The organism is Stenotrophomonas sp. FW305-C-20-S1, assembly GCF_058783335.1.
Map to the genome: position 1 here is coordinate 112850 of NZ_JBYTEK010000007.1, position 20951 is coordinate 133800.

The window sequence follows — 20951 nt, forward strand, 5'->3', positions numbered from 1 at the left end:
CATTCAATCCTTCCCGCGTGCCATCGCCTGGAACACGCCATCGCGGCGCACCCACAGGTGGAACAGCGCCGCACCCACGTGCATCAGCACCGTGGCGAACAACACGTATGCCAGCAGGCTGTGCGCATTGCGCAGCGCGGCGTACAGCGCTGGCGTGTGCGGCACGATCGGCGGCAGGTGCAGGCCACCGCCCAGCACGATCGGGTAGCCGCCGGCCGACAGCATCGCCCAGCCGATCAGCGGCATCGCCAGCATCAACGCGTACAGCATCCAGTGCGAAGCCTTCGCCGCCAGCACCTGCCAGGCGGGAAGATCCGCTGGCAGCGGCGGTGGGCGATGGCGCAGGCGGTTGTACAGGCGCAGCACCGCCAGCAGCAGGATGGCGATACCCAGCGGCCGGTGCAAGTCGATCAGCATGGGGCGCAGGTGCAGCGAGGCGACCATGGTCACGCCGATGAACAGCATGGCGATGATCATCAGCGCCATGGACCAGTGCAGCACCCGGGCGAGCAGGTTGAAGTGGCCGTTGCCGGTACTCATCGTGCTTCCCCCTTCGTCTGTGCCGCCGCACCGCTGGCGCGCTCGCGCTCGCGGCGGTTGAACGACTGCGAATACACCGCCGAGCGCGCAGCCAGGATCGGGTCGTCGCTGCCGCGCACGCCGCTGGGCACGATCAGCGGATCGAAGTTGAGCTGGCCACAGGCGCCTTCTTCCTGCGACTGCATGCGGTCGAGGCTGAGCACGCCGGCCACCACCTGTTCGCGTGATTCCGGCCACGGCACCGAGGGATCATCAATGGCATCGCCCGGCGCGGCCAGGCTGACCACCAGGTTCCAGCGCACCGGGCCGGTGGCCAGGCGCTGCTGCAGTTCCTGGCTGAGGAAATCGACATTGGCCTGCTTGCGTACCTCTGCATCCATCTCCACCAGCGGCGCCTGCGGCTGCCAGCGCCAGCGCACCGCGCGTTTCTGCCCCTGCGCGTTGGTGAACCAGAAACTGTTGACGCTGTTGAAGGTGGTGTTGGCCCAGCTGCTGGTCCACGGTGCGCTCTTGGCCCACTGCTGGAAGGCCTGTGCGCTGGGGTACCTGGCCAGCACGGCCGCCATCTTCTGCGGGTCGGGCTTGCCGGTGGCCGGATCCGGAATCTGCGCGCGGGTCTGCTCGTAGAACGCCTCGGCGGTGGGCACGGCGAAGAACGGGAAGCTGTTCATCGCCATCCGCCATTCCTGCCCGTCATCGCCCACCAGCTGTACGGCGATGCTGCGCACGCGCGCGCTGCCATCGGCGCCGTGCGGATCGCCGCCGCCGATCGACAGCCGGCCCAGCACCGGAACCTTCGCCTGCGAGAACACCCGTGCGCTGGACAGCGTGGGCGCCTGTGCGCTGGGTTCGAACCAGCCGCTCACGCACACGCCTTTGCTGTGCGCGCGGCGGAAGCCGGGATGCGCAGGGCCGGTGGCCTCGATGGTGTCGGTGAAGCGCTGTGCGGTCAGCCGGTCGCGGCCGATCCAACCGGCCAGCCAGGCGAAGGCGAGGGCAACGATGCCCAGGATCAGTGCGATCAGCGCGATCCAGGGCAAGGGCGAATGCCGGCGCGGCGCGCCCGGCTCCTGGCCGGCGCGGGTGTAGCGGAAGAGCGACATGGTCGGAGTCCTGCCTTCACGGATGTGTGGGTGGGCGACCACACCATCCTCGCAGAACCCGGCCGGGGCCGAAATTCAATTTTTCGTCAGATTTGCAGGGTGATGCAGTGCCGACCAAGGTCGGCACCCACCGGCATGGGTAGCGCCGGGCCATGCCCGGCGGCTCCATCAGCCGTAACGTGCCTTCAGCATCGTCCAGGCCGAACGCAGGGCCAGGGCTTCGCCACCGGCCGGGCGGCCCGGGCGCTCGCCATCGTTCCAGGCATACACGTCCAGATGTGCCCAGCGCTGTCCGTCTTCCAGGAAGCGTTCCAGGTACAGCGCGGCGGTGACCGAGCCGGCCATACGCGAACCGGCGTTGGCCAGGTCGGCGATGCCGCTGCTCAGGTAACGCAGGTACGGGCGCCACAACGGCATGCGCCACACCGGGTCACGGGTGGCGTCGCCAGCCTGCAGCCACTGCTGGGCGAGCGCGTCATCGTTGCTGAACAGCGCCGGCAGGTCCGGGCCCAGCGCGATGCGTGCCGCGCCGGTCAGCGTGGCGAAGTCCAGCACCAGGTCCGGCTTCTGCTCACCGGCGAACGTCAGCGCGTCGCACAGGATCACCCGGCCTTCGGCATCGGTGTTGTCGATCTCCACGCTCAGGCCCTTGCGGGTGGCGATCACTTCGCCCGGACGGAAGGCATCCGGGCCGATCGCATTTTCCACCGCCGGTACCAGCAGGGTCAGGCGCACCGGCAGCTGCTGGGCCATCACCAGCCCGGCCAGGGCCAGCGCGTGTGCGGCGCCGCCCATGTCCTTCTTCATGTTGCGCATGCCATCGGCCGGCTTGATGTCCAGGCCGCCGGTATCGAAGCACACGCCCTTGCCGACCAGTGCCAGCGCCGGGTCGGTCTCCTTGCCCCAGCGCAGCACGATCAGCCGCGGCGCACGGTGCGAGGCACGGCCCACCGCATGGATGGCCGGGAAGTTCTGCGCCAGCAGTTCGTCGCCGGTGATGGCTTCCACCTGCGCGCCATGCGCTTCAGCCAGGGCACGCGCGGCGTCTTCCAGCTGCTGCGGGCCCATGTCTTCGGTCGGCGTGTTGACCCAGTCACGCACGCGCAGGCTGGCGGCGATCAGGTCGGCCACTTCGCCGGTCGGTGCAGCCACCAACTGGGCCGGCGCGCGGTTGCGCTTGCGGTAGCGGTCGAAGCGGTAGCTGCCCAGGCCCCAGCCCAGCTGCAGCAGCGCCTGCTCGGCGGCCGGCAGTTCGCTGGCCAGCTGCCACACGCTGCCTTCCGGCAGTGCATGCGGTGCGTGGGCGTAGCTGTAGGCGTCGGCACGATCACCGACGCCGATCACCGCGCCAGCCAGGCCATCGGCGCCGGGCAGCAGCGCAACCGAATGCGCGCCCGCAGTGAAGCCCTGCGACTTCAACCACGCCTGGGTGGCAGCAGATTGGCTGTTCTTCCACGCCTCGAACTGGCTGCGGTCCAGCACGTGCAGCGGCAGTGCGGCGGTGGTGTCGGCGGTGAAGCCAGTGATCTCGCTCATGCGTCAGGTACTCCGGGATGCGTCAGCGTCGGCGGCGTCGAGGTTGGCATCGAGCCAATCGGCCAGGCCGGTGAGGGTGTCGAACTGCAGGTCAGGCTGCAGCTGCGGATGGTTCCAGGTGGCCGCTTCGCGGTTGATCCAGCAGCCGCGCAGGCCGGCAGCCATCGCGCCGGCCACGTCCATCTCGACGTGGTCGCCCACGTGCAGCACCTGCGCCGGGGCGACGCCCAGGCGGTCGCAGGCAGCGTGGAAAATGCTCGCTTCCGGCTTGGCTGCGCCATGCTCGCGCGCGCCCAGCTGGAAGCTGAAGTGATGGGCCAGGCCGATCCGTTCCAGATCGGCATTGCCGTTGCTCAACGCGGCCACCGGCACCCGCGCGGCGATACGCGCCAGTGCGTCGAGTGCATCGGGGTAGCACTCCACCTGGTTGCGCGCGGCGTAGAACACTTCATACGCCGGCTCCAGAAGATCCAGGCTGGCGCCACTGTTTTCCAGCGCCTCCTGGATCGTCAGCCGGCGCAGCGCGCTCAGGTCGAAATGCAGGTGGGGGTTGTCGCGGAACGAGCGCTCGCGCAGTTCGCGCATGGCCGCCACCGGATACATCGCGGCGGTGGCGGGGCTGTGTTCGCGCATCCAGTCGAACAGGACCTGGTCGATGCGGGCGCCGATCGGAGCGAACGGCCACAGCGTATCGTCGAGGTCGAGGGTGATGGCAAGGACAGGGAATTTCACCCCGCCATTCTACGCCTGCCCGCGCGGGCTTTCATGCGCGCGGCGGGCAGGCGCTGCCGCCATCAGTGGCTGCGCAGGTCGTAGGAGCAGTACAGGACGGTCTGGCCATCGACGCGATCGACGCTCAGGTCATGCCTGCCCACTTCGCGCCGGTAGCCACCGGCCACCGGCGGCGGCATCTTCGCCAAGGCAGCGACCTTGCTGATTTCCGCGCTGCCGAAGTACGCCGTGTAACTGTCCACGCCATCCTCGCCGCTGGAGCCGTCGTAGGAGGTCACATGGGTCACCGGCAGGCCAAGCACCATCAGCGGCGAGGCCAGTGTGTAGCCGTCGTCGTACTCGTCCCTGATCTTGGCCCCGGCGGGCATCAGCACCTTGGCCATGGCATCGAACTGTCCGGGCGTGAGATGGCGCTGGCAGGTGATGGCCTCCACCAGCTGGGTGCGGGCCACTTCCGCACTGGGTGGGGCCGCGGCGAAGGCGGGGGCGGCCAGGCAGGTCAGGGCGAGGCATCGACGCGCGAAAGAGAACATGGGGAGGGTTCCATCCTGGGAAAAAGCGGGCGCATATTCTGCCAGCCTTCGCCGTCCCACCGTTCCTCTCCCCGCACGCCCGTCGATGGAGCGCGCCTCACTCCAGCAGCCGCGCCCAGCCGTGCATGCCGTCCAGCCGCGCCAGCACCAGCTTGATGCAGACCAGCAGCGGCACCGCCAGCAGCAGGCCGATCATGCCCCAGGCCCAGCCGAACACCATCAGCGCCAGGATCAGCACCAGCGGTGACAGTTTCATCTGCCGACCAAGCACGATCGGCGTCACCAGCTGCCCTTCCAGGGTATGCAGGGCCAGGTAGGCGGCCGCAGGCAGCAGTGCCTGCAGCGGGTCGCGGAACTCGACAAAGCCCATCAGCAGCATCAATGCGACGCCGAGCAGCGGGCCGACATAGGGCGCGAAATTCAGCAGCGCCGCCACGGTTCCCCACAGCAGCGCCTCCTGCAGGCCGATGCCCAGCAGCATCAGCACCCCGGCCAACAGCAGGCCGACCACCGTGTTGATCACGCTGATGGTCAATACGTAGCGCGACACCTCATGCTCGATCGAGCGCAGGATGTCACTGGTGAAACGCTGCTGCTGCCGGTTCGGGAACAGGGCGATCGCTGCACGCTGCAGGCTCTGGCCGTAGATCATGAAGAACAGCGTCAGCAGCACGACGGCCAGCACCGAGGCGGCCAGCCGCGGCGCACGGGTGAGCATCCGGTAGGGGTCGTCCAGCTGGGTGCGGATCACCTGCACCTTGCGGTTGCCGTCGCCGCCGGCCACGCGCGCGAAATTCTCTGCGGCCTGGTTGGCCTGCTGCACCGGCTTGGTCAGGTCCTGCACCTGGCGCGCAACCTTGCGCAGCTGCTGCGGTGCTTCCTGTGCCCAGTCCATCGCCGGGCCGATCAGCTGCACAGCCAACGCACCGGTCACGCCCAAGCCGGCGCCCAGCACCAGCAGGGCGCCGAGCGCGCGCGGAATCCACAGCTTCTGCAGCAGGCGCAGGATGGGGTTGCCGACCAGGGCGAAGAACATCGCCAGCAGGACCGGCAGGATGATGTCCTGCGCCGCCCACAGGGTGAACGCCACGGCCAGGGTCGCCAGGATCACCAGCGACATCGGGCCACGTGGGCGCGAGGGCGGCGGCAGGGGTGCGGACTCGTCCGGCGCAGACGACGACGGGGACAACAGGGACTCGCTCATCGACGCACCGACCAGAAAGAGAAGCCCATTATCGGCCCGCCGCGATCAACGCGGCGGGTAAGGTTCGTCAACGTTCGGACATCTCGGTCGCCGCTTCGGCCGGACGGGGCTCACGCAGCTCGGGCTCGGCCACCGGGCGTGCTGCCGGTCGTGCTGCGGCGGCGGGGGGCGGCCCGGCCGCTTCATCCACCTGGTCGGCGGCATCGTCTGCGGTTTCCGCCGCCTGCGCCGCCACCACCGAAGCAAACGCGGCCTGGGCGCTGGCGAACAGGCTGGACACCGAACCGACCATCTGCAGCCAACGCGCTCCGTTGACCTTGCCCGGAACCTCCAGCTTGCCGGCGATGAACCCGCCGGCCAGACCCACCACCACGATGCGCAGTGGCGACCAGCCCTGTCGCCAGACCTGGCTGAGCACGTTCCAGTGGTCCTGGGTCTCGCCGAGGCGCACGGCCATCACCTGTTCGCAACGTTTCACACGCCGCTGCAGTGCACCGAACTTCATGGCTTGCCCTCCGGGATCTGCACGCCTGCATCGGGATCATCATCGGTGGGCTCATCGAACAGGCCCAACCGGGACAACTGACGCCGGGTGGCGTGCATGCCGGTGTGGTGGAAGAAGTAGGAAACGCGCCAGATCGCATAGCCGGTGACGGCCAGGCTCAGCAGCGAGGTGATCAGCAGGGCCTGCAGCCAGCTCAGGCCGAAGCTCTGCAGCAGGGCGATGAGGGTGGCGGCCAGCAACAGCCAGGCCGACGCACCGAACACGATGGCGACGCCGGCCCAGGCCAATGCGCGGCCGAACGCGCTGCGCGCCAGCGCGAAGTCCGCCGACGCCAACCGGCGCAGCGAACGCAGTGAGTGCTTGGCCGAATCGGCAGTCGCCCGGCCGGCTGCGCCGACCTGGCGGATGCTTTCGTCCAACGGCGGCGTGGCCGCCGGATCAGGACGTTGCGTGGTGTCTTCGCTCACGCCGCAGCTTACTTGTCGCTGCCGCGGGCCAGCTTGGCGATGATCCAGCCGGTAGCGAAGGCCACGCCGAACGAGGCCAGCGGACGTTCGCGGATCAGCTCAGCAGCGCTGTCGATCAGGTCCTTGCCCTTGTCCATCAGCGCGTCGACCTGTTCCTTGGCGGCGGCACCACCGAACTCGGCAGCAGCCAGGCCCGACAGCGCGCTGTCGGAAAGTTCAGCCTTGACGTTGGCCTTGCCGATGCGCAGTTCATCGGTCGCGGCGCCGGTAGCGCCCTTGATCGCACCGCCGGCAGCGCTGGCGGCCTGCTTCAGGTGGGAACCGGCTTCACCCAGGTGGTCCTTCAGGTTCTCGGTATTGGTGGGGCTCATCGAATCACTCCTGTTGCGATGGGGGAACGGGTGATCGGCGCTTGGCCGACCTGGACGTACAGCAATAGCATCACGTGGGTATAGGGGGCGTTACGGCCAGGCGATCAGCGCATCACCAACTGGCCCTGCTGCTGGCCATTGTTGCGCAACACGCGCAGCACCAGGGTGGGCGGGCGCTGCTGGAAATTGGCGCGCCAGCTGGCCAGGTCGGCGAACTCGCCCACCGTGGCGTCGGTGATGATGTCGCCCTGCTGCAGGCCATTGGTCGCGGCGCGGCTGCCGCGCTTGACCTCGCTGACCAGCACGCCGCCCACGCCAGACTGACGCAGCGATTCGGGCAGGTCGACGAAGCTGGCACCGGTCAGGCGCGGGTCCAGGCTCTCGCCGCTGACCACGCGCGCCTGTTCCTTCAGCGTTGCCTTGATCTGCAGCGGCTTGCCTTCGCGGCGAACGTCCAGGGTCAGCACGCTGCCCACCGCCGCCAGGCCTTCCACGTTGTGCAGTGCTTCGGCACTGTCCACGCGCTGGCCGTTGGCCGATACCACCACGTCGCCCGGCTTCAGTCCTGCGGCGGCACCGGCCGAACCGGCCAGCACGCGGGTTACCAGGGCGCCGCGGGTTTCGCCCAGGCCCAGGCCCTGCGCGATCTGCGCGCTCAGGTTCTGGCTTTCGATGCCCAGCGTGCCGCGCACCACCACACCATGCTTGACCAGCTGGTCGACCACGCTGCGGGCCAGGTTCGATGGAATCGCCAGGCCCAGGCCGATGTTGCCGGCCATGCTGCCCTGCGGGTTGAAGCTGGCGGTGTTGATGCCCACCAGCTGGCCCTGCAGGTTGACCAGCGCGCCTCCGGAATTACCCGGGTTGATCGATGCATCGGTCTGGATGAAGTTCTGGTAGCCCAGCCCGCGGATGCCACTGCGGCCCACCGCCGAGACGATGCCCGAGGTGACCGTCTGGCTGAAACCGAACGGATTGCCGATGGCGACCACGAAGTCGCCCACCCGCAGCTGGTCGCTGTTGCCCAGCTTGATGTCGGTCAGGTTCTGCGCCGGAATGCGGATCAGCGCGATGTCGGTGTCGCGGTCCGAGCCGAGGAACTCGGCCTTCACCGTGCGCCCGTCGGCCAGTGTCACCTGCACGTCATCAGCGTTGTCGATGACGTGGTGGTTGGTCAGCACCAGGCCTTCGGTGGCATCGATGATGACGCCCGAACCGAGTGACTCGTTGATCCGCTCCTGCGGGATGTCCGGGAACAGGCGGCGGAAGAACGGGTCGTTGAAGAACGGGTTGCGTACCCGCACCACCTGCTTGGTGTTGACGCTGACCACCGCCGGCATCGCCTTTTCCAGCATCGGTGCAAGCGAAGGAACCGCCTGCCCGGCGACTGCGGCCGGCAGCGCTGCGGAGGTGGGCAGTACCGCCGGCAGCGGAGCGGCATCGGCACGGTTGTCCAGGTGCGCATTGAGGCCGGTGGCAACGAAGCCGCCGAAGGCAGCGGCGATTGCGAGCGTAAGCAGGGTGGGAAGCGGTCGCATGGGAGTCGGTTCGCAGGCTGAGGTTGGGGCCGTTGACGCATACGGTAGAACAAGCTGAATGAGTGTGTCGCGATCTGGATAAATGCCCCATGAAAATCCGACCCTCACCGCAGGCGCCGGAAAGCTGACGCGCGCACCACAACGCTGTTCGCGACAGCCGCGAGCGAGTGCCGCAAGGCACGCCGGCAGCGCCCTGATACACCGCGACACTTGCGCAGTTCCGCGCATCCCGACCTTGCGATGACGCTCAGTGCTGCGCGGATGTGTGGCTGCTGCCAGTGCCTGCATCGGCACGCCAGCAGCAGGCAGGCTGCGCAGCACACTGCTTAAAAAAAGGGATTTCCTGACTGCGGGGCACGTCCGCCGCCGCTATCGCTTACTCCAGTTGCGTCGCACCGGATGCGATTGGCCGGCCGTGCCCGTTCCACGATAGCCATTGTCGGTATAGCATCGCCCCGTTTTGACAATCCAGGCCCCCAGGAGGGCAACATGAGCAACGGTAATGGTGTGTCGGTCGTGACCGACGCCGTCGAGAACGTGAAAGAAACCGCCACCAACGTCGGCGAGACCATCGCCCACGCCGCCGAAGACGCAGTGAAGTCGGTCAAGAAGACCGTCAAGCGCGCCCGCAAGGCTGCCACCACCCGCGTCGCCAAGGCCAAGAAGGTCGTGGCCAAGGTCGAGAAGACCGTTGCCAAGAAGGCCGAGAAGGCTGCCAAGTCGGTCGGCAAGACCGTTGCCAACGCCAAGAAGAAGCTGGAAGCGGCCAAGAAGAACGCCAAGGCCGAAGCGGCTGCCCTGAAGAAGGAAGTGGCCAAGAAGAAGGCGGCTGCCGGCAAGACCGTGACCAAGAAGGCTGCTGCTGCCAAGAAGACCACCAAGGCTGCCGGCAAGAAGGTCGCTACCGTGAAGAAGGCCGCCACCAAGAAGGTTGCGACTGCCAAGAAGGCTGTGGCCAAGAAGACCGCTGCTGCCAAGAAGGTTGTCGGCAAGAAGGTCGCTACCGCCAAGAAGGCTGTGGCCAAGAAGACCGTGGCCGCCAAGAAGGTCGTCGGCAAGAAGGTCGCTACCGCCAAGAAGGCTGCGGCCAAGAAGACCGTCGCTGCCAAGAAGGTCGTCGGCAAGAAGACTGTCGCTGCCAAGAAGGTCGTCGGCAAGAAGACCGTCGCTGCCAAGAAGGTCGTCGGCAAGAAGACCGCCGCTGCCAAGAAGGTCGTCGGCAAGAAGACCGCCACTGCCAAGAAGGTTGTCGGCAAGAAGACCGCTGCTGCCAAGAAGGTTGTCGGCAAGAAGGTCGCGGCTACCCGCAAGACGGTCGCCAAGAAGGCTGCACCGCTGAAGAAGGCCGTGGCCAAGAAGGCTCCGGCCAAGAAGGCCGTGCGCAAGGCTGCCAAGCGCAAGTAATCGCGCGTGGTTTGAAGGCCCTTCCGCTCATCGGGCGGGAGGGCCTTCTGCGTTTTCGGGGGGGGGACTGATCATTGCCTGGCGTGGATCTGCGGCAGCAGCCTGGGGCAAGATGAAGGTCTTCCGCAGGAGCCCTGACCATGCGCGGCATCGATTTCAGTTCCTGGCAGGGCGTGCTGTCCACCCTGGCCGGGTTGGTCCTGATCACCCTGCTCGGCGTGGGCATCCGCCTGCTGGTGATGCAGACCCTGCAGCAGCGCCGCGAACGAGAGAACCGGCAGATCAATGAGCGGCTGCGTACCTTGATGGCGGCCTACAAGACGCTGGGCGGCTCCTTCACCGGTGAGCTGGGGGTCGATCCAACCCACCTGCGCGACCTGCGCCAGCGGGCCCACGAAGAAGGCATCGCCGAGCCGGGCTCGGATCGGGCCCGGCGCATCCGCGATGCGGTCGAAGCGGCCTTGTCGGACATCCTGCTGCTGGGCACCGACGAGCAGGTACGGCTGGCCGCGCGCGCTGCCAGTGAACTGGCACAGGGGCGTGCGGTGCACACACACGAACTGGTGATCTCGCTGCGCGACTTCGTCCGCGAGGCGCTGGACCTTGCGCCGGTACCGGCCGACCTGGAGATCCCGCGCCAGGGGCCTACCCGCCCTGCGGGCAGCGGTGGCGGAAGTGGCAAGGGCCGCAACGAGGGCGACGCCAAGAGCGGTCGCACCGGTGGAGGTGGCGGCGGTGGCGGCGGCGGCGGCATGGGTGCCGGAATGGGCGGGCTGGGTGTTGGTGCCGGTGCTGCGCTGGGTGCCGGCCACGCGGCCGGTGAGGATGAAGCGGGCGCCCACTGAGGACGCCCGCCCGGGTCAGCGCTTGAGTTCGAAGATCGGATCGAATCCGCCGTAGATCATCCGTGCACCGTCGAACGGCATGGGATTCTTCGACGGGTCCAACCGCGGGTCTTCCATCATTTTCTGCATGCCTGCATCGCGGGTGGCCTTGTCCGGCCACTCGATCCAGGAAAACACCACGGTCTCCTCCGCCGTGGCTTTCACCGCGCCGAAGAAGTCGGTGGTCTTGCCGTGTGGCACGTCATCGCCCCAGCACTCGACCACGCGCAGCGCGCCGTGTTCGAGGAACACCACGTCGCCGCTGCGCGCGTGGGCGAGGAACTTCTCCTTGTTGGCGGTCGGCACCGCCAGGACGAAACCATCGATGTAGCTCATCGCTTGCCTCCGGAATGGACCGTGCCAGGTGCACGGCCTTCATTGAGTCGACGCTTCAGGGCGCGGCAAATCGACATCGATTGCCGCGCCATTGAATTGAAGCGCGTGCGCGTACCGCGCGCGTATGCCTGAGCCTTGCTGAATCAATGCAAAAAATTCAGCAATGCGAAGACCGCTGTTTTCAGGGAGCGTTGTGGCGAATAACGGAGAATTTACATTCCCGATGCGATGGCGCCCTGGCGCTGCTGCACACCATAAGAAAGTAAAGGTGTACCCCCATGAAGAATTCGCTGATTGCTCTGGCTCTGGCCTCTGCCCTGCCGTTCACCGCTTCGGCCGCCGAGAACCTGTCCTACAACTACGCCGAGGCTGACTACGCCAAGACCGACGTTGACGGCATCAAGGCTGATGGCTGGGGCGTGAAGGGTTCCTACGGCTTCCTGCCGAACTTCCACGCTTTCGGCGAGTACAGCCGCCAGGAAGTCGACCACACCAACATCAAGGTTGACCAGTGGAAGGTCGGTGCCGGCTACAACGTCGAAATCGCTCCGTCGACCGACTTCGTTGCCCGCGTCGCCTACCAGAAGTTCGACCAGAAGCACGGCCTGGATTTCAACGGCTACAGCGCTGAAGCCGGTATCCGTACCGCGTTCGGTGCCCACGCTGAGGTCTACGGCCTGGTCGGTTACGAAGACTATTCGAAGAAGCACGGCGTCGACATCGACAGCCAGTGGTACGGCCGTCTGGGTGGTCAGGTCAAGCTGAACCAGAACTGGGGCCTGAACGGCGAGCTGAAGATGAACCGCCACGGCGACAAGGAATACACCGTCGGCCCGCGCTTCAGCTGGTAATTGCATCTACGGCGCGCCCGCGCGCTGTTCGTGCTGAAACAGGCCCGGCATTGCCGGGCCTGTTGCGTTGTGGGGAATCAGAACGGAGTCTGACTGCGATGCGCGGCGTCATGTTGCATTGCAATGAATTGGATTCCGCCACCGCCAGTGGCGGCCTACGGTGGATATCCCGTGCTGCCGGATACACCGCGATGCCGCCCGTACTCCCACCGCTGCTCCCCGACCGGCCGCGCCGTCTGGCGCTGCTGGATCCGCATCCGGTGCTGCGGCTGGGGGTGGAAGTGCTGCTGCACCAGCACAGCGGCGTGCACGTGCGCGGCAGCTACGCCAACGAAGATGACCTGGTGGAACTGCTGCAACGCGAACCCGGCTGCGTTGACCTGCTGGTGATCGATGCGCTGCCGCTGGGGGATCTTGGCGACGGGTTGCAGCTGCTGCGCGGATTGTCCCGGCGCTGGCCCAGCCTGCCGATACTGGTGCTGTCGGCGCACTGCAATGCCAGCACCGTGGCCACGACGATGCAGGCCGGCGCACGCGGCTTCCTGTCCAAGGCGACCACGCCGGAAATGCTGCTGCGCGCGGTGGACGTGGTGGCCCGCGGTGGGCGGTTCGTGCCCCCGGAGCTGCGCACGCAGCTGAATCGATCGCGCGCGCGGCGGATGTCGGCGCCCAGCCTGACGCCACTGAGCCGGCGTGAACGCGAAGTGCTGCGGCTGGTGCTGCAGGGGTGCAGTACCGGCGAAGTGGCCCGGCGCTTCCAGCGCTCGGCCAGCACGATCAGCACGCAGAAGAAAGCGGCCTACCAGAAGCTCGGCATCCGCAGCGATGTCGAACTGTTCCGCATCCGCCACCTGCTGGAGTGTGGCTGACGGGCGCGCTTACTCGCCCTGGTACTGCTTTTCCTCGACCAGCGCCGAACCGGCAACACGGTTGATCTCGTTCTTCACCTGTACGCGTTCGCCGTTGGTGCCGTACACGCCACGCGCCAGCTGGATGAACGCCTCGTCGAATACCTGCGCCGCTTCCTTGTCGCGCAGCTGGTCCTGGATCTCCCACATGCGCTCGTTGATGGCCTTCAACTGCGTCTTCAGCGCGGCCAGTGCCGGCTGCGCGTCAAGCTGCTGCTGCAGCAGCGGCAGCAGGCCGTCAAGCTCGGTGCGCACGTTGGCCAGCTTGGTCGCATCGTCGATGCGCTCGGCCTTGATCTCGAGAATGGTGATCTTGTCGATCAGCTCGCCGATCGATACCGGGGTCAGGATGGCGTTCACGTGGTTGGTTCCTGGAAATAGGCCCGCATGATACCGCGCCCACCGCAGCGCGGATTTACGCTGAATTTGCGCTGGCACGGCAGCATCGCCATCGAACCGTTACGGCCCTGCCATCGACACTGCCGTCCCGGCGGACAGACCGCCTTCGACGAGGAAGTGAGTGCAGTGAAGAGCAAGGGGATGATCATGGCCAGCGCGGCCGCACTGGCGGGGCTGCTGTGCGCCGGCAGCGTGCAGGCGCAGGTGCAGGTAAGTGGCACGGCGGCATTGACCAGCGACTATGTCTGGCGCGGCAGTTCGCAGAGCGAGGGCGATCCGGCCGCGCAGGTGGGGGCAAAGGTGACGGTGGGTTCGGGCTGGTATGCCAGCGCATGGGGATCGAATGTCTCGTTCACGCCGGACAGCGGGGCACGCAGCGAGTTCGATCTCGTCGCCGGCTGGTCCGGCGCGCTGTCGCCGGACTGGAGCCTGGATGCGAACCTCACCCGGTATGTCTATCCGGGCACTGGCCGCGCACTGGACTGGACCGAACTCAATGTCACCACCACCTGGAAGCAACGCGCCTGGCTGCAGGTTGCCCACTCCAACGATGCCCTGGCCGGCGGCCGTCGCGGCACCTACGCACAGCTGGGCGTGCGGGTGCCGTTGAACGAGCGCGTGCGGTTGGAAGCGGCGGTGGGGCAGTACTGGCTGGCCACCGCGCAGGGGCCGGACTACCTGCATGGCCAGCTCAGTGCCATTGCCACGTTGACGCCGGCCTGGGAACTGCGCGCCACCGTGCATGACACCGACAGCGCCGCCAAGCGTCTGTTCCCGGGCAATGCCGGTGGACGCTGGGAACTGGCGCTGCAGGGCAGCTTCTAGTCGGCCGACGCGGCCTGGCGTGCGCGCCAGGCACTGGGCAGCCACGCCAGCAGGGCCAGTACCGCCACCGCGGTACCGGCCACGCATACGCCGGTCCAGCCGAAACGCTGGTAGACCTGTGCCGACAGCAGCGAGCCCAGCGAACCCCCGATGAAATAGCCGGTCATGTAACCGGCATTGAGGCGGTTGCGTGCCTCCGGCTGCAGTGCGTAGATCAGGTTCTGGTTGCTGACATGCAGCAGCTGCGCGGCCAGGTCCAGCACCACCACGCCGACCAGCAGCGCCAGCAGCGAATGCGCCGAGAGCCCCAGAGGCAGCCAGGACAGCAGCAACAGCACCAGCGCAATGGCCGTGGCCCGGCCGGTCTGGCCACGATCCGACATGCGCCCGGCAAGGCCGGCAGCCAGCGTACCGGCGGCACCGACCAGCCCGAACAGGCCGATGGTGGCGTCGCTGTAGGCATACGGCGGCTGCGCCAGCAGGAAGGCCAGTGGCGTCCAGAAGATCGCGAACATCGCAAAGCTGCACGCGCCGAGCAGCGTGCGCTGGCGCAGCACCGGTTCCTGCACGAACAGCGTGCCGATCGAGCGCAGCAGCGCGAAGTAGCTCAGCCCGGCGCTGTGGTGGAAACGCGGCAGGCCGCGCTGCAGGGCCAGCGCGGTCAGCACCAGCGTACCTGCAGCGATCGCATAGACCAGGCGCCAGTCGCCCAGGCTCGACAGCAGCCCGGCCACGGTGCGTGCCAGCAGGATGCCCAGCAGCAGCCCGCTCATCAGCGTACCGACCACGCGGCCGCGATGCTCCGGTGCGGCCAGGGTGGCGGCGAACGGCACCAGCACCTGCGCCACCACCGAGAACAACCCGGTGATCGCGGTACCGGCCAGCAGCCATGGCAACGACGGCGCGCACGCGCTGATCACCAGCCCGCTGGCCGACAGCAACGTCATCACCACGATCAGCCGGCGGCGCTCGAACAGATCACCCAACGGCACCAGCAGGATCAGGCCAGCGGCGTAGCTCAACTGCGCAGCGGTCACCACCATGCCGACCTGGCCGAAAGGCACGCCGAAGGCATCGGCGATGGTATGCAGCAACGGCTGCGCGTAGTAATTGCTGGCCACCGCGATACCGGTGGCGACCGACATCAACAGGATCTGCCAGCGCTGCAGGGGAGGAAGGGAAGGGGACACGCGATGTTCCGTGAAGCAGGGCAGCACAGTGTCCGCCTGCTGCTCTCATGATGGAAATGAATCATCATCATCGCTGTCATCTGAAATTGAGATACGGGTGTGAACCTCAAGCAGCTCGATTTCGCCGTGGCCCTGGCTGAAGAGGGCAACTTCACCCGTGCGGCCGCGCGCTGCCACGTCGTGCAGTCCGCCCTGAGCCATCAGATTGCCCATCTGGAGCAGGAGCTGGGCACGGTGTTGTTCGAGCGGCTGCCGCGCCAGGTGCGCGCCACCGCGGCGGGAGAGGCGTTGCTGGTGCACGCCCGGCAGGTGCTGGCCAGCCTGCGCCACCTGCGTGCCGACGTCGCTGCCGTCAGTGGTGACGTGCGCGGGCTGCTGGCGATCGGGCAGATCTCGTCGCTGACCGGCGTCGACGTGGTGGCCATGCTGGCTGCCTTCCAGCAGCAGCACCCGCAGGTGGAGTTCCAGTTGCGGGTGGACAAGAGCGAGACCCTGCTGCAGCAGGTGCAGTCGCGCGCACTGGACGTGGCGCTGGTGGGGCTGGCGCCGTCGGCCCATCTCGAGGGCGTCTGCCACCAGATGCTGCAGGAAGAGGATCTGGTGGCCGTGCTGGCGCCGCAGCATCGGTTGGCCACGCGCCAGCGGTTGCCGTTGGCGGCGCTGCAGGATGAGGCCCTGGTCGATTTCCCGCGGGGGACCGGCGCGCGCCGGCAGACCGATGATGCGTTCGCCGCAGCGGGCCTGCCGCATCAGGTGCGTTTCGAGGTCAACCTGATGGAACTGGTCGAGCGCTTCGTCCGCCACGGCCTGGCGGTGGGCATCGTGCCGGTGCGGATCGCCGACGGTTTCGAAGGGGTGGTGCAGGTGCCGCTGCAACCGACCCCGACCCGGCGCGTACATCTGGTCTGGCAGCGCCTGCCGACGCCGGCCGCACGCGCCTTCGTCGACGCCGTGCTCAGCTGCGCAGGCGCAGGCTCAGGCCCTTGAGGAAGTTGCGCAGCATCTGGTCCAGGCAGCGCCGGTAGTTCTTGTGGCCGGGCTGGCGGAACAGCGCGCCGAGTTCGGATTTGGAGACGTTGAAGCCGATGCTGGTGAAGATCTCCATCATGTCGACATCGCGCAGCTGGAAGGCCACGCGCAGCTTCTTCAACACCAGGTTGTTGTCGATGCGGGTTTCCACCGCGCGCGGCGCCTGGCCCTCATCGTGACCGCGCAGGTGCAGGATCAGGCCATCGAGGAAGTGCGCCAGCGCACTGTCGCTCATCGGCTGGAAACCCGGCTCGTCTTCACGCAGCAGCCAGGCCTTGGCCTGGTCGACATCCACTTCGAACGCCGGATCGGCCATCTGGCACAGGGTCACCACGTGGTGGTCGCCGAGGTCCAGGGAATAGCGCACGCTGCGCAGTACATCATTATTGATCATGGCCCATTGTACCGGCCCTGCGGCTGTAACCGGACTGTCACCGGATTGCAGCATCGTGAGCGCTGTTCTGCAGAGACCCTCTCCGATGCGCCGGTACCTCCTTTCCGTTCTGCTGGCCGCCAGCAGCTTCGCCGCCACCGCCCAGGACCGTTTCGTGCCCGTGGAGCAGCGTCTCAGCGCGGCCCAGCTGGCCGAAGTGGGCTTGGACGCGACCCAGCTGCAGACCCTGAACCGCGTGCTGCGCGAGGCCGAGGCATCCACGCCCGTACCCACGCGGGCGGCGGTTGCGGCCAACACCGGCGCGCCGTTGCCGGCCAACGTTCCCGCCCCGGCGGCGATGCACCTGGGCCTGGAAGAGGGGCCAGTCAGCGCCCGCGTGGTCGGCGACGTCGCGGGTTGGCAGCCGGGCTCGGTGTTCACCCTCGACAACGGCCAGCAGTGGCAGGTGATGAAGGGCCAGATGAAGCTGCGCAAGACCCTGCAGGCACCGCAGATCGAGGTGATTCCGGGCATTGCCGGGCGCTGGTTCCTGCAGGTCGACGAAGATCTGCCGAAGGCACGCGTGTTCCGCCTGCGCTGACCGCGCGCACCGCAGCGGGCCGATCAGGCAACGCAGCCGTGGGCCGACGGTGCCAGAATGGCGGTCTGGTTTCCCACGGAGTTGTCTGATGACCCGAACCGTCCTGATTACCGGCGCCACGTCCGGCTTCGGCGCCGCTGCCGTACACCGCTTCGCCCAGGCGGGCTGGAAAGTGATCGCCACCGGCCGTCGCAGCGAACGCCTGCAGCCGCTGGTCGAGCGCTACGGCAAGGAGGTGGTGCACGCGGCCGTGTTCGACGTGCGTGATCCGGTCGCGATGGAAGCGGCACTGCTGGCGCTGCCGCCGGCCTTCGGTGACATCGATCTGCTGGTCAACAATGCCGGTCTGGCCCAGGGCACCGCGCCGGCGCAGAGCGCCAGCCTGAAGGACTGGACGACGATGATCGACACCAACATCACCGCGCTGGTCACCCTGACCCATCGCCTGTTGCCGCAGCTGGTGGAGCGCAAGGGCGCCATCATCAACATTTCGTCGGTGGCCGGTGTCTATCCGTATCCGGGCGGCAACGCCTATGGCGGCACCAAGGCGTTCGTCAGCCAGTTCTCGCTGGGCCTGCGTTCGGACCTGCACGGTACGGGTGTACGCGTGACCACCATCGAACCGGGCATGGCCGAAACCGAGTTCACCGTGGTCCGCACCCATGGCGACCAGGTTGCGTCGGACAAGCTGTACACCGGCGCCAACCCGATGACCGCCGAAGACATCGCCGAGCAGATCTTCTGGGTGGCGAGCCTGCCCCCCCACCTGAACATCAATCGCCTGGAACTGATGCCGGTCAGCCAGTCGTTCGCCGGTTTCCAGGTTGCCCGCGAGAGCTGATCCGCTGTCTGCAGCGTCGAGCCCGGCGCTGCACGGGCAAAAAAAAGCCGGGCAATGCCCGGCTTTTTTCATTATGCCCGCACGCTTACTGCGCCTTGATCGCCATCGCCTGCAGGCCGGTGCCATCCAGCTTCTGCTTGGCTTCGGAAAGCTCACCGGCGGTGCCATAGGGCCCCATGCGTACGCGGTACACGGTCTTGCCGTTGATCTGCGCCGACTCCACGCGTGCGGCCAGGCCCATCATCGCCAGCTTGGCCTTGGTCGCTTCGGCATCGCCGGACGCGCCGAACGCACCGGCCTGCAGGATGTAGCGGGCGTTGTCGGCCGTTGCCGGGGCTGCTGCGGTGCTGGCGGCGGCCGGCGCGGTTTCGCTGCGTGCCGCAGGAGCGGCGGCACCGGTGCTGGTGCTGGCCGGCGCGGTGGTGGCCGCTGGCGCGGCGGTCGTCGGGCGTTCACTCACCGGCGTCGGCAGCGGACGGCTGGTGGCGGTCACCGGCGCGGTGCTGGCAACGCTCGCCGTCGCCGCAGGGGCTGCGGCCGCAACCGCCGCCGGCACGGGCTTGCCTTCCAGTGCGGCCTGCGCGCGCTGCGCTTCGGCCTTGCTCCGGCGCTGTTCCTCGGCGCGCGCGCTGGCGGCCAGTTCGGCGTCGGACATCTCCACTTCCTTGCCAGGCAGCAGGGTGTAGAAGTCGTACTGGGTGGCGGCCGGCTTTTCCGGCTCAGCCGGTTTCGGCGTGACCGGCTGTGCGGTCGGCTGGGTGCCGACATCGCCTTCGCCATCGGCCACCGGCGCCGGCTGCGCGTTCGGGTTCGGCTGCGGACCGGCGCGCAGGAAGCCATCGCCCTCGCCCTTGAACAGGTTCGGCGCCGCCAGGAACACCACGGCGGCGATCGCCACGCCGGCAACCAGCCACACCCATCCGGGCGTGCCTTGGCTGCTGTTGCGCCGAGCCTGTGTCTTGCCGCGTCGTGCTGCCATGTCTACTGCGTCTCCTGAGGCTTACATTTTTTCCGGGGCGGAAACGCCCAGGAGGTCGAGGCCGTTGGCCAGTACCTGGCGCGCCGCGCAGGCCAGGGTCAACTTGGCATTGCGATCGGTCGCGTCGTCCACCAGCACCGGCGTCCCGTGATACCACGTGTGGAAGGCGTGCGCCAATTCGCGCAGGTACTGCGCGACCAGATGCGGTTCCAGCGCCACGCCAGCCGCTTCCACCACTTCCGGATAACGCGAGATCTCGTTCATCAGGGCCAGCGATGCGTCATCGGCCAGGCGGCCCAGATTGGACAGGCCGGTGCCCTGTTCGTAGACCAGACCCTTCTCCTGCGCCTGGCGCAGCAGGCTGCAGACACGGGCATGTGCGTACTGCACGTAGAACACCGGGTTGTCGTTGCTCTGCTGACGGGCCAGGTCGATGTCGAAGGTCAGCTGTGAATCGGGCTTGCGCGCGATCAGGAACCAGCGGGTGGCGTCGCGGCCGGCTTCTTCGATGAGGTCGCGCAGGGTGAAGTAGCTGCCGGCACGCTTGGACAGCTTCACTTCCTCGCCGCCGCGCATGACGGTGACCATCTGGTGCAGCACGTATTCCGGCCAGCCCTGCGGGATGCCCACTTCCATGGCCTGCAGGCCGGCACGCACGCGCGCCAGTGAACCGTGGTGGTCCGCGCCCAGTTCGGTGATCGCGCGCTCGTAGCCGCGCTGCCACTTGGACAGGTGGTAGGCCACGTCCGGCACGAAGTAGGTGAAGGTGCCGTCGGACTTGCGCATCACGCGGTCCTTGTCGTCACCGAAGTCGGTGCTGCGCAGCCACAGCGCGCCGCCTTCCTCATAGGTATGGCCCGACGCCTGCAGCTTGGCCACTGCCTCGGCGACCTTGCCATCGGCGTACAGCGAGCTTTCCAGGAAGTAGATGTCGAAATCCACGCCGAACGCGGCCAGGTCCAGGTTCTGCTCGTTGCGCAGGTAGGCCACGGCGAAGCGGCGGATCGCCTGCAGGTCGTCCGGGTCCTTGGCGCCGACCACCAGGGTGCCTTCCAGGTCGACGCTGGCGCCGGACATGTAGGCACGTGCCACGTCGGCGATGTAGTCGCCGCGGTAGCCGCCTTCCGGCCAGCCTTCCTGGTCCGGGGCAATGCCCTTCACCCGGGCCTGGGTCGACAGCGCCAGGTTCTCGATCTGCACGCCGGCATCGTTGTAGTAGAACTCGCGCTTGGCATTCCAGCCGTTGGCATCGAGCACGCGTGCCACGCAGTCGCCGATGGCCGCGGCGCGGCCGTGGCCGACATGCAGCGGACCGGTTGGGTTGGCCGACACATACTCCACGCCTACCGTGCGGCCATTGCCGGACAGGTTGCGGCCGTAATCGGCGCCTTCCTTGATGACGGTGACGGCTTCGCGCTGGTACGCGGCCGGCGCCAGGTGGAAATTGATGAAGCCGGGGCCGGCGATCTCGACCTTGCTGACGTCTTCGCTGCGCGGCAGTGCCTCGACCAGCGCCTGTGCCAGTGCGCGCGGATTGCTGCGCGCGGCCTTGGCCAGCAGCATCGCGGCGTTGGTGGCGAAGTCGCCATGGTCGCGGGTCTTCGGGCGCTCGACTACGAAGTCCGGCGGCAGGGAGTCGACGGGCAGGGTGCCATTGGCGCGCAAGGCTTCGATGCCTTGGCTGATCAGGGCGCGGAGGAGATTTTTCACGAGGCCTGCTGTGAGAATGAGCGGCGGAATCGCCCATTTTAGCGCAGATGCCGGCCTCAACGCTGACCGGGGCCTGCCTGCCAGGGCACGCG

The 20951-nt window shown here is 67.4% G+C and carries 24 protein-coding genes; 8 read left to right on the forward strand and 16 right to left on the reverse strand.

The window, feature by feature from the left end:
• Window positions 1-3 precede the first annotated feature (3 nt).
• From AC3WTC_RS05815 to AC3WTC_RS05860, 10 genes are all read right to left on the reverse strand, one after another.
• On the reverse strand, window positions 4-540 hold the full coding sequence (locus AC3WTC_RS05815) for a cytochrome b (RefSeq protein WP_025878352.1): 537 nt from the start codon (window positions 538-540) through the stop codon (window positions 4-6).
• Window positions 537-1643 carry a catalase family peroxidase gene (locus AC3WTC_RS05820; protein ID WP_492710965.1) on the reverse strand — a complete coding sequence of 369 codons (1107 nt, stop codon included), beginning with the start codon at window positions 1641-1643 and terminating at the stop codon, window positions 537-539. The genes AC3WTC_RS05815 and AC3WTC_RS05820 overlap by 4 nt, the downstream gene beginning before the upstream one ends.
• A 168-nt stretch (window positions 1644-1811) precedes the next feature.
• Window positions 1812-3179 carry a leucyl aminopeptidase family protein gene (locus AC3WTC_RS05825; RefSeq protein ID WP_492710967.1) on the reverse strand — a complete coding sequence of 456 codons (1368 nt, stop codon included), beginning with the start codon at window positions 3177-3179 and terminating at the stop codon, window positions 1812-1814.
• A gap of 3 nt (window positions 3180-3182) precedes the next feature.
• Complete coding sequence (locus tag AC3WTC_RS05830; RefSeq protein WP_025878355.1) at window positions 3183-3911, reverse strand: HAD family hydrolase; 729 nt, start codon at window positions 3909-3911, stop codon at window positions 3183-3185.
• Window positions 3912-3973: 62 nt separating this feature from the next.
• On the reverse strand, window positions 3974-4444 hold the full coding sequence (locus AC3WTC_RS05835; protein ID WP_492710969.1) for a hypothetical protein: 471 nt from the start codon (window positions 4442-4444) through the stop codon (window positions 3974-3976).
• A gap of 97 nt (window positions 4445-4541) precedes the next feature.
• Window positions 4542-5648, reverse strand: a complete 1107-nt coding sequence (locus AC3WTC_RS05840; protein WP_492710971.1) for an AI-2E family transporter — start codon at window positions 5646-5648, stop codon at window positions 4542-4544.
• A 67-nt stretch (window positions 5649-5715) separates the two neighbouring features.
• Window positions 5716-6153 carry a hypothetical protein gene (locus tag AC3WTC_RS05845; protein ID WP_025878357.1) on the reverse strand — a complete coding sequence of 146 codons (438 nt, stop codon included), beginning with the start codon at window positions 6151-6153 and terminating at the stop codon, window positions 5716-5718.
• Entirely contained in the window at window positions 6150-6620 is a 471-nt protein-coding gene (locus AC3WTC_RS05850; protein ID WP_025878358.1) for a phage holin family protein, read from the reverse strand. Before AC3WTC_RS05850 ends, AC3WTC_RS05845 begins: the two co-directional genes overlap by 4 nt.
• Window positions 6621-6628: 8 nt before the next feature.
• On the reverse strand, window positions 6629-6991 hold the full coding sequence (locus tag AC3WTC_RS05855; protein ID WP_025878359.1) for a hypothetical protein: 363 nt from the start codon (window positions 6989-6991) through the stop codon (window positions 6629-6631).
• Between the two features lie 104 nt (window positions 6992-7095).
• On the reverse strand, window positions 7096-8529 hold the full coding sequence (locus tag AC3WTC_RS05860; protein WP_025878360.1) for a Do family serine endopeptidase: 1434 nt from the start codon (window positions 8527-8529) through the stop codon (window positions 7096-7098).
• A gap of 489 nt (window positions 8530-9018) precedes the next feature.
• On the opposite strand from AC3WTC_RS05860, the gene AC3WTC_RS05865 reads away from it, so the two are divergent.
• Together AC3WTC_RS05865 and AC3WTC_RS05870 are read left to right on the forward strand one after the other, a co-directional pair.
• On the forward strand, window positions 9019-9933 hold the full coding sequence (locus tag AC3WTC_RS05865; RefSeq protein WP_180831784.1) for a histone: 915 nt from the start codon (window positions 9019-9021) through the stop codon (window positions 9931-9933).
• Between the two features lie 140 nt (window positions 9934-10073).
• Window positions 10074-10778: a hypothetical protein gene (locus AC3WTC_RS05870; RefSeq protein ID WP_492710975.1), complete on the forward strand. Its 705-nt coding sequence runs from the start codon at window positions 10074-10076 to the stop codon at window positions 10776-10778.
• Between the two features lie 15 nt (window positions 10779-10793).
• On the opposite strand, the gene AC3WTC_RS05875 is transcribed toward AC3WTC_RS05870, so the two are convergent.
• Window positions 10794-11153 carry a DUF1428 domain-containing protein gene (locus tag AC3WTC_RS05875; protein ID WP_313283900.1) on the reverse strand — a complete coding sequence of 120 codons (360 nt, stop codon included), beginning with the start codon at window positions 11151-11153 and terminating at the stop codon, window positions 10794-10796.
• Window positions 11154-11431: 278 nt separating this feature from the next.
• On the opposite strand from AC3WTC_RS05875, the gene AC3WTC_RS05880 reads away from it, so the two are divergent.
• Window positions 11432-12004, forward strand: a complete 573-nt coding sequence (locus AC3WTC_RS05880; protein ID WP_492710978.1) for an OmpO family porin — start codon at window positions 11432-11434, stop codon at window positions 12002-12004.
• Between the two features lie 191 nt (window positions 12005-12195).
• Complete coding sequence (locus AC3WTC_RS05885) at window positions 12196-12873, forward strand: response regulator (protein ID WP_033832821.1); 678 nt, start codon at window positions 12196-12198, stop codon at window positions 12871-12873.
• 9 nt (window positions 12874-12882) lie between these two features.
• Here the strand turns inward: AC3WTC_RS05885 and AC3WTC_RS05890 are convergent, their stop codons facing one another.
• On the reverse strand, window positions 12883-13272 hold the full coding sequence (locus AC3WTC_RS05890; RefSeq protein WP_492710980.1) for a DUF6165 family protein: 390 nt from the start codon (window positions 13270-13272) through the stop codon (window positions 12883-12885).
• Window positions 13273-13437: 165 nt separating this feature from the next.
• Here AC3WTC_RS05890 and AC3WTC_RS05895 point away from each other — a divergent pair, with 165 nt between their 5' ends.
• Complete coding sequence (locus tag AC3WTC_RS05895) at window positions 13438-14136, forward strand: TorF family putative porin (protein ID WP_080150464.1); 699 nt, start codon at window positions 13438-13440, stop codon at window positions 14134-14136.
• Here AC3WTC_RS05895 and AC3WTC_RS05900 read toward each other — a convergent pair.
• Entirely contained in the window at window positions 14133-15281 is a 1149-nt protein-coding gene (locus AC3WTC_RS05900) for an MFS transporter (RefSeq protein WP_481446396.1), read from the reverse strand. The two genes, AC3WTC_RS05895 and AC3WTC_RS05900, sit on opposite strands and share 4 nt — an antisense overlap.
• A 144-nt stretch (window positions 15282-15425) precedes the next feature.
• On the opposite strand from AC3WTC_RS05900, the gene AC3WTC_RS05905 reads away from it, so the two are divergent.
• On the forward strand, window positions 15426-16313 hold the full coding sequence (locus AC3WTC_RS05905) for a LysR family transcriptional regulator (protein ID WP_492710982.1): 888 nt from the start codon (window positions 15426-15428) through the stop codon (window positions 16311-16313).
• Here the strand turns inward: AC3WTC_RS05905 and AC3WTC_RS05910 are convergent.
• Window positions 16282-16749: a YehS family protein gene (locus tag AC3WTC_RS05910; RefSeq protein WP_025878370.1), complete on the reverse strand. Its 468-nt coding sequence runs from the start codon at window positions 16747-16749 to the stop codon at window positions 16282-16284. The two genes, AC3WTC_RS05905 and AC3WTC_RS05910, sit on opposite strands and share 32 nt — an antisense overlap.
• Window positions 16750-16834: 85 nt before the next feature.
• Here AC3WTC_RS05910 and AC3WTC_RS05915 point away from each other — a divergent pair, with 85 nt between their 5' ends.
• Both AC3WTC_RS05915 and AC3WTC_RS05920 read left to right on the forward strand, forming a co-directional pair.
• On the forward strand, window positions 16835-17329 hold the full coding sequence (locus AC3WTC_RS05915; RefSeq protein ID WP_099844680.1) for a hypothetical protein: 495 nt from the start codon (window positions 16835-16837) through the stop codon (window positions 17327-17329).
• An 88-nt stretch (window positions 17330-17417) separates the two neighbouring features.
• Complete coding sequence (locus tag AC3WTC_RS05920) at window positions 17418-18170, forward strand: SDR family NAD(P)-dependent oxidoreductase (protein WP_025878372.1); 753 nt, start codon at window positions 17418-17420, stop codon at window positions 18168-18170.
• Between the two features lie 85 nt (window positions 18171-18255).
• Here the strand turns inward: AC3WTC_RS05920 and AC3WTC_RS05925 are convergent, their stop codons facing one another.
• Window positions 18256-19149, reverse strand: coding sequence for an SPOR domain-containing protein (locus AC3WTC_RS05925; RefSeq protein ID WP_492710986.1), 894 nt, complete (start codon window positions 19147-19149; stop codon window positions 18256-18258).
• A 21-nt stretch (window positions 19150-19170) separates the two neighbouring features.
• A complete protein-coding gene (argS, locus tag AC3WTC_RS05930) occupies window positions 19171-20859 on the reverse strand; it encodes an arginine--tRNA ligase (protein ID WP_025878374.1) in 1689 nt (562 codons plus the stop codon).
• Window positions 20860-20951: the final 92 nt, after the last annotated feature.

What these genes read in the sequence shown, in the direction of transcription:
- AC3WTC_RS05815 (WP_025878352.1), bottom strand. Translation starts at nt 540, where the DNA reads ATGAGTACCGGCAACGGCCACTTCAACCTGCTCGCCCGGGTGCTGCAC.
- AC3WTC_RS05820 (WP_492710965.1), bottom strand. Translation starts at nt 1,643, where the DNA reads ATGTCGCTCTTCCGCTACACCCGCGCCGGCCAGGAGCCGGGCGCGCCG.
- AC3WTC_RS05825 (WP_492710967.1), bottom strand. Translation starts at nt 3,179, where the DNA reads ATGAGCGAGATCACTGGCTTCACCGCCGACACCACCGCCGCACTGCCG.
- AC3WTC_RS05835 (WP_492710969.1), bottom strand. Translation starts at nt 4,444, where the DNA reads ATGTTCTCTTTCGCGCGTCGATGCCTCGCCCTGACCTGCCTGGCCGCC.
- AC3WTC_RS05840 (WP_492710971.1), bottom strand. Translation starts at nt 5,648, where the DNA reads ATGAGCGAGTCCCTGTTGTCCCCGTCGTCGTCTGCGCCGGACGAGTCC.
- AC3WTC_RS05845 (WP_025878357.1), bottom strand. Translation starts at nt 6,153, where the DNA reads ATGAAGTTCGGTGCACTGCAGCGGCGTGTGAAACGTTGCGAACAGGTG.
- AC3WTC_RS05855 (WP_025878359.1), bottom strand. Translation starts at nt 6,991, where the DNA reads ATGAGCCCCACCAATACCGAGAACCTGAAGGACCACCTGGGTGAAGCC.
- AC3WTC_RS05860 (WP_025878360.1), bottom strand. Translation starts at nt 8,529, where the DNA reads ATGCGACCGCTTCCCACCCTGCTTACGCTCGCAATCGCCGCTGCCTTC.
- AC3WTC_RS05865 (WP_180831784.1), top strand. Translation starts at nt 9,019, where the DNA reads ATGAGCAACGGTAATGGTGTGTCGGTCGTGACCGACGCCGTCGAGAAC.
- AC3WTC_RS05870 (WP_492710975.1), top strand. Translation starts at nt 10,074, where the DNA reads ATGCGCGGCATCGATTTCAGTTCCTGGCAGGGCGTGCTGTCCACCCTG.
- AC3WTC_RS05875 (WP_313283900.1), bottom strand. Translation starts at nt 11,153, where the DNA reads ATGAGCTACATCGATGGTTTCGTCCTGGCGGTGCCGACCGCCAACAAG.
- AC3WTC_RS05880 (WP_492710978.1), top strand. Translation starts at nt 11,432, where the DNA reads ATGAAGAATTCGCTGATTGCTCTGGCTCTGGCCTCTGCCCTGCCGTTC.
- AC3WTC_RS05885 (WP_033832821.1), top strand. Translation starts at nt 12,196, where the DNA reads ATGCCGCCCGTACTCCCACCGCTGCTCCCCGACCGGCCGCGCCGTCTG.
- AC3WTC_RS05900 (WP_481446396.1), bottom strand. Translation starts at nt 15,281, where the DNA reads ATGTCGGTCGCCACCGGTATCGCGGTGGCCAGCAATTACTACGCGCAG.
- AC3WTC_RS05910 (WP_025878370.1), bottom strand. Translation starts at nt 16,749, where the DNA reads ATGATCAATAATGATGTACTGCGCAGCGTGCGCTATTCCCTGGACCTC.
- AC3WTC_RS05915 (WP_099844680.1), top strand. Translation starts at nt 16,835, where the DNA reads ATGCGCCGGTACCTCCTTTCCGTTCTGCTGGCCGCCAGCAGCTTCGCC.
- AC3WTC_RS05920 (WP_025878372.1), top strand. Translation starts at nt 17,418, where the DNA reads ATGACCCGAACCGTCCTGATTACCGGCGCCACGTCCGGCTTCGGCGCC.
- AC3WTC_RS05925 (WP_492710986.1), bottom strand. Translation starts at nt 19,149, where the DNA reads ATGGCAGCACGACGCGGCAAGACACAGGCTCGGCGCAACAGCAGCCAA.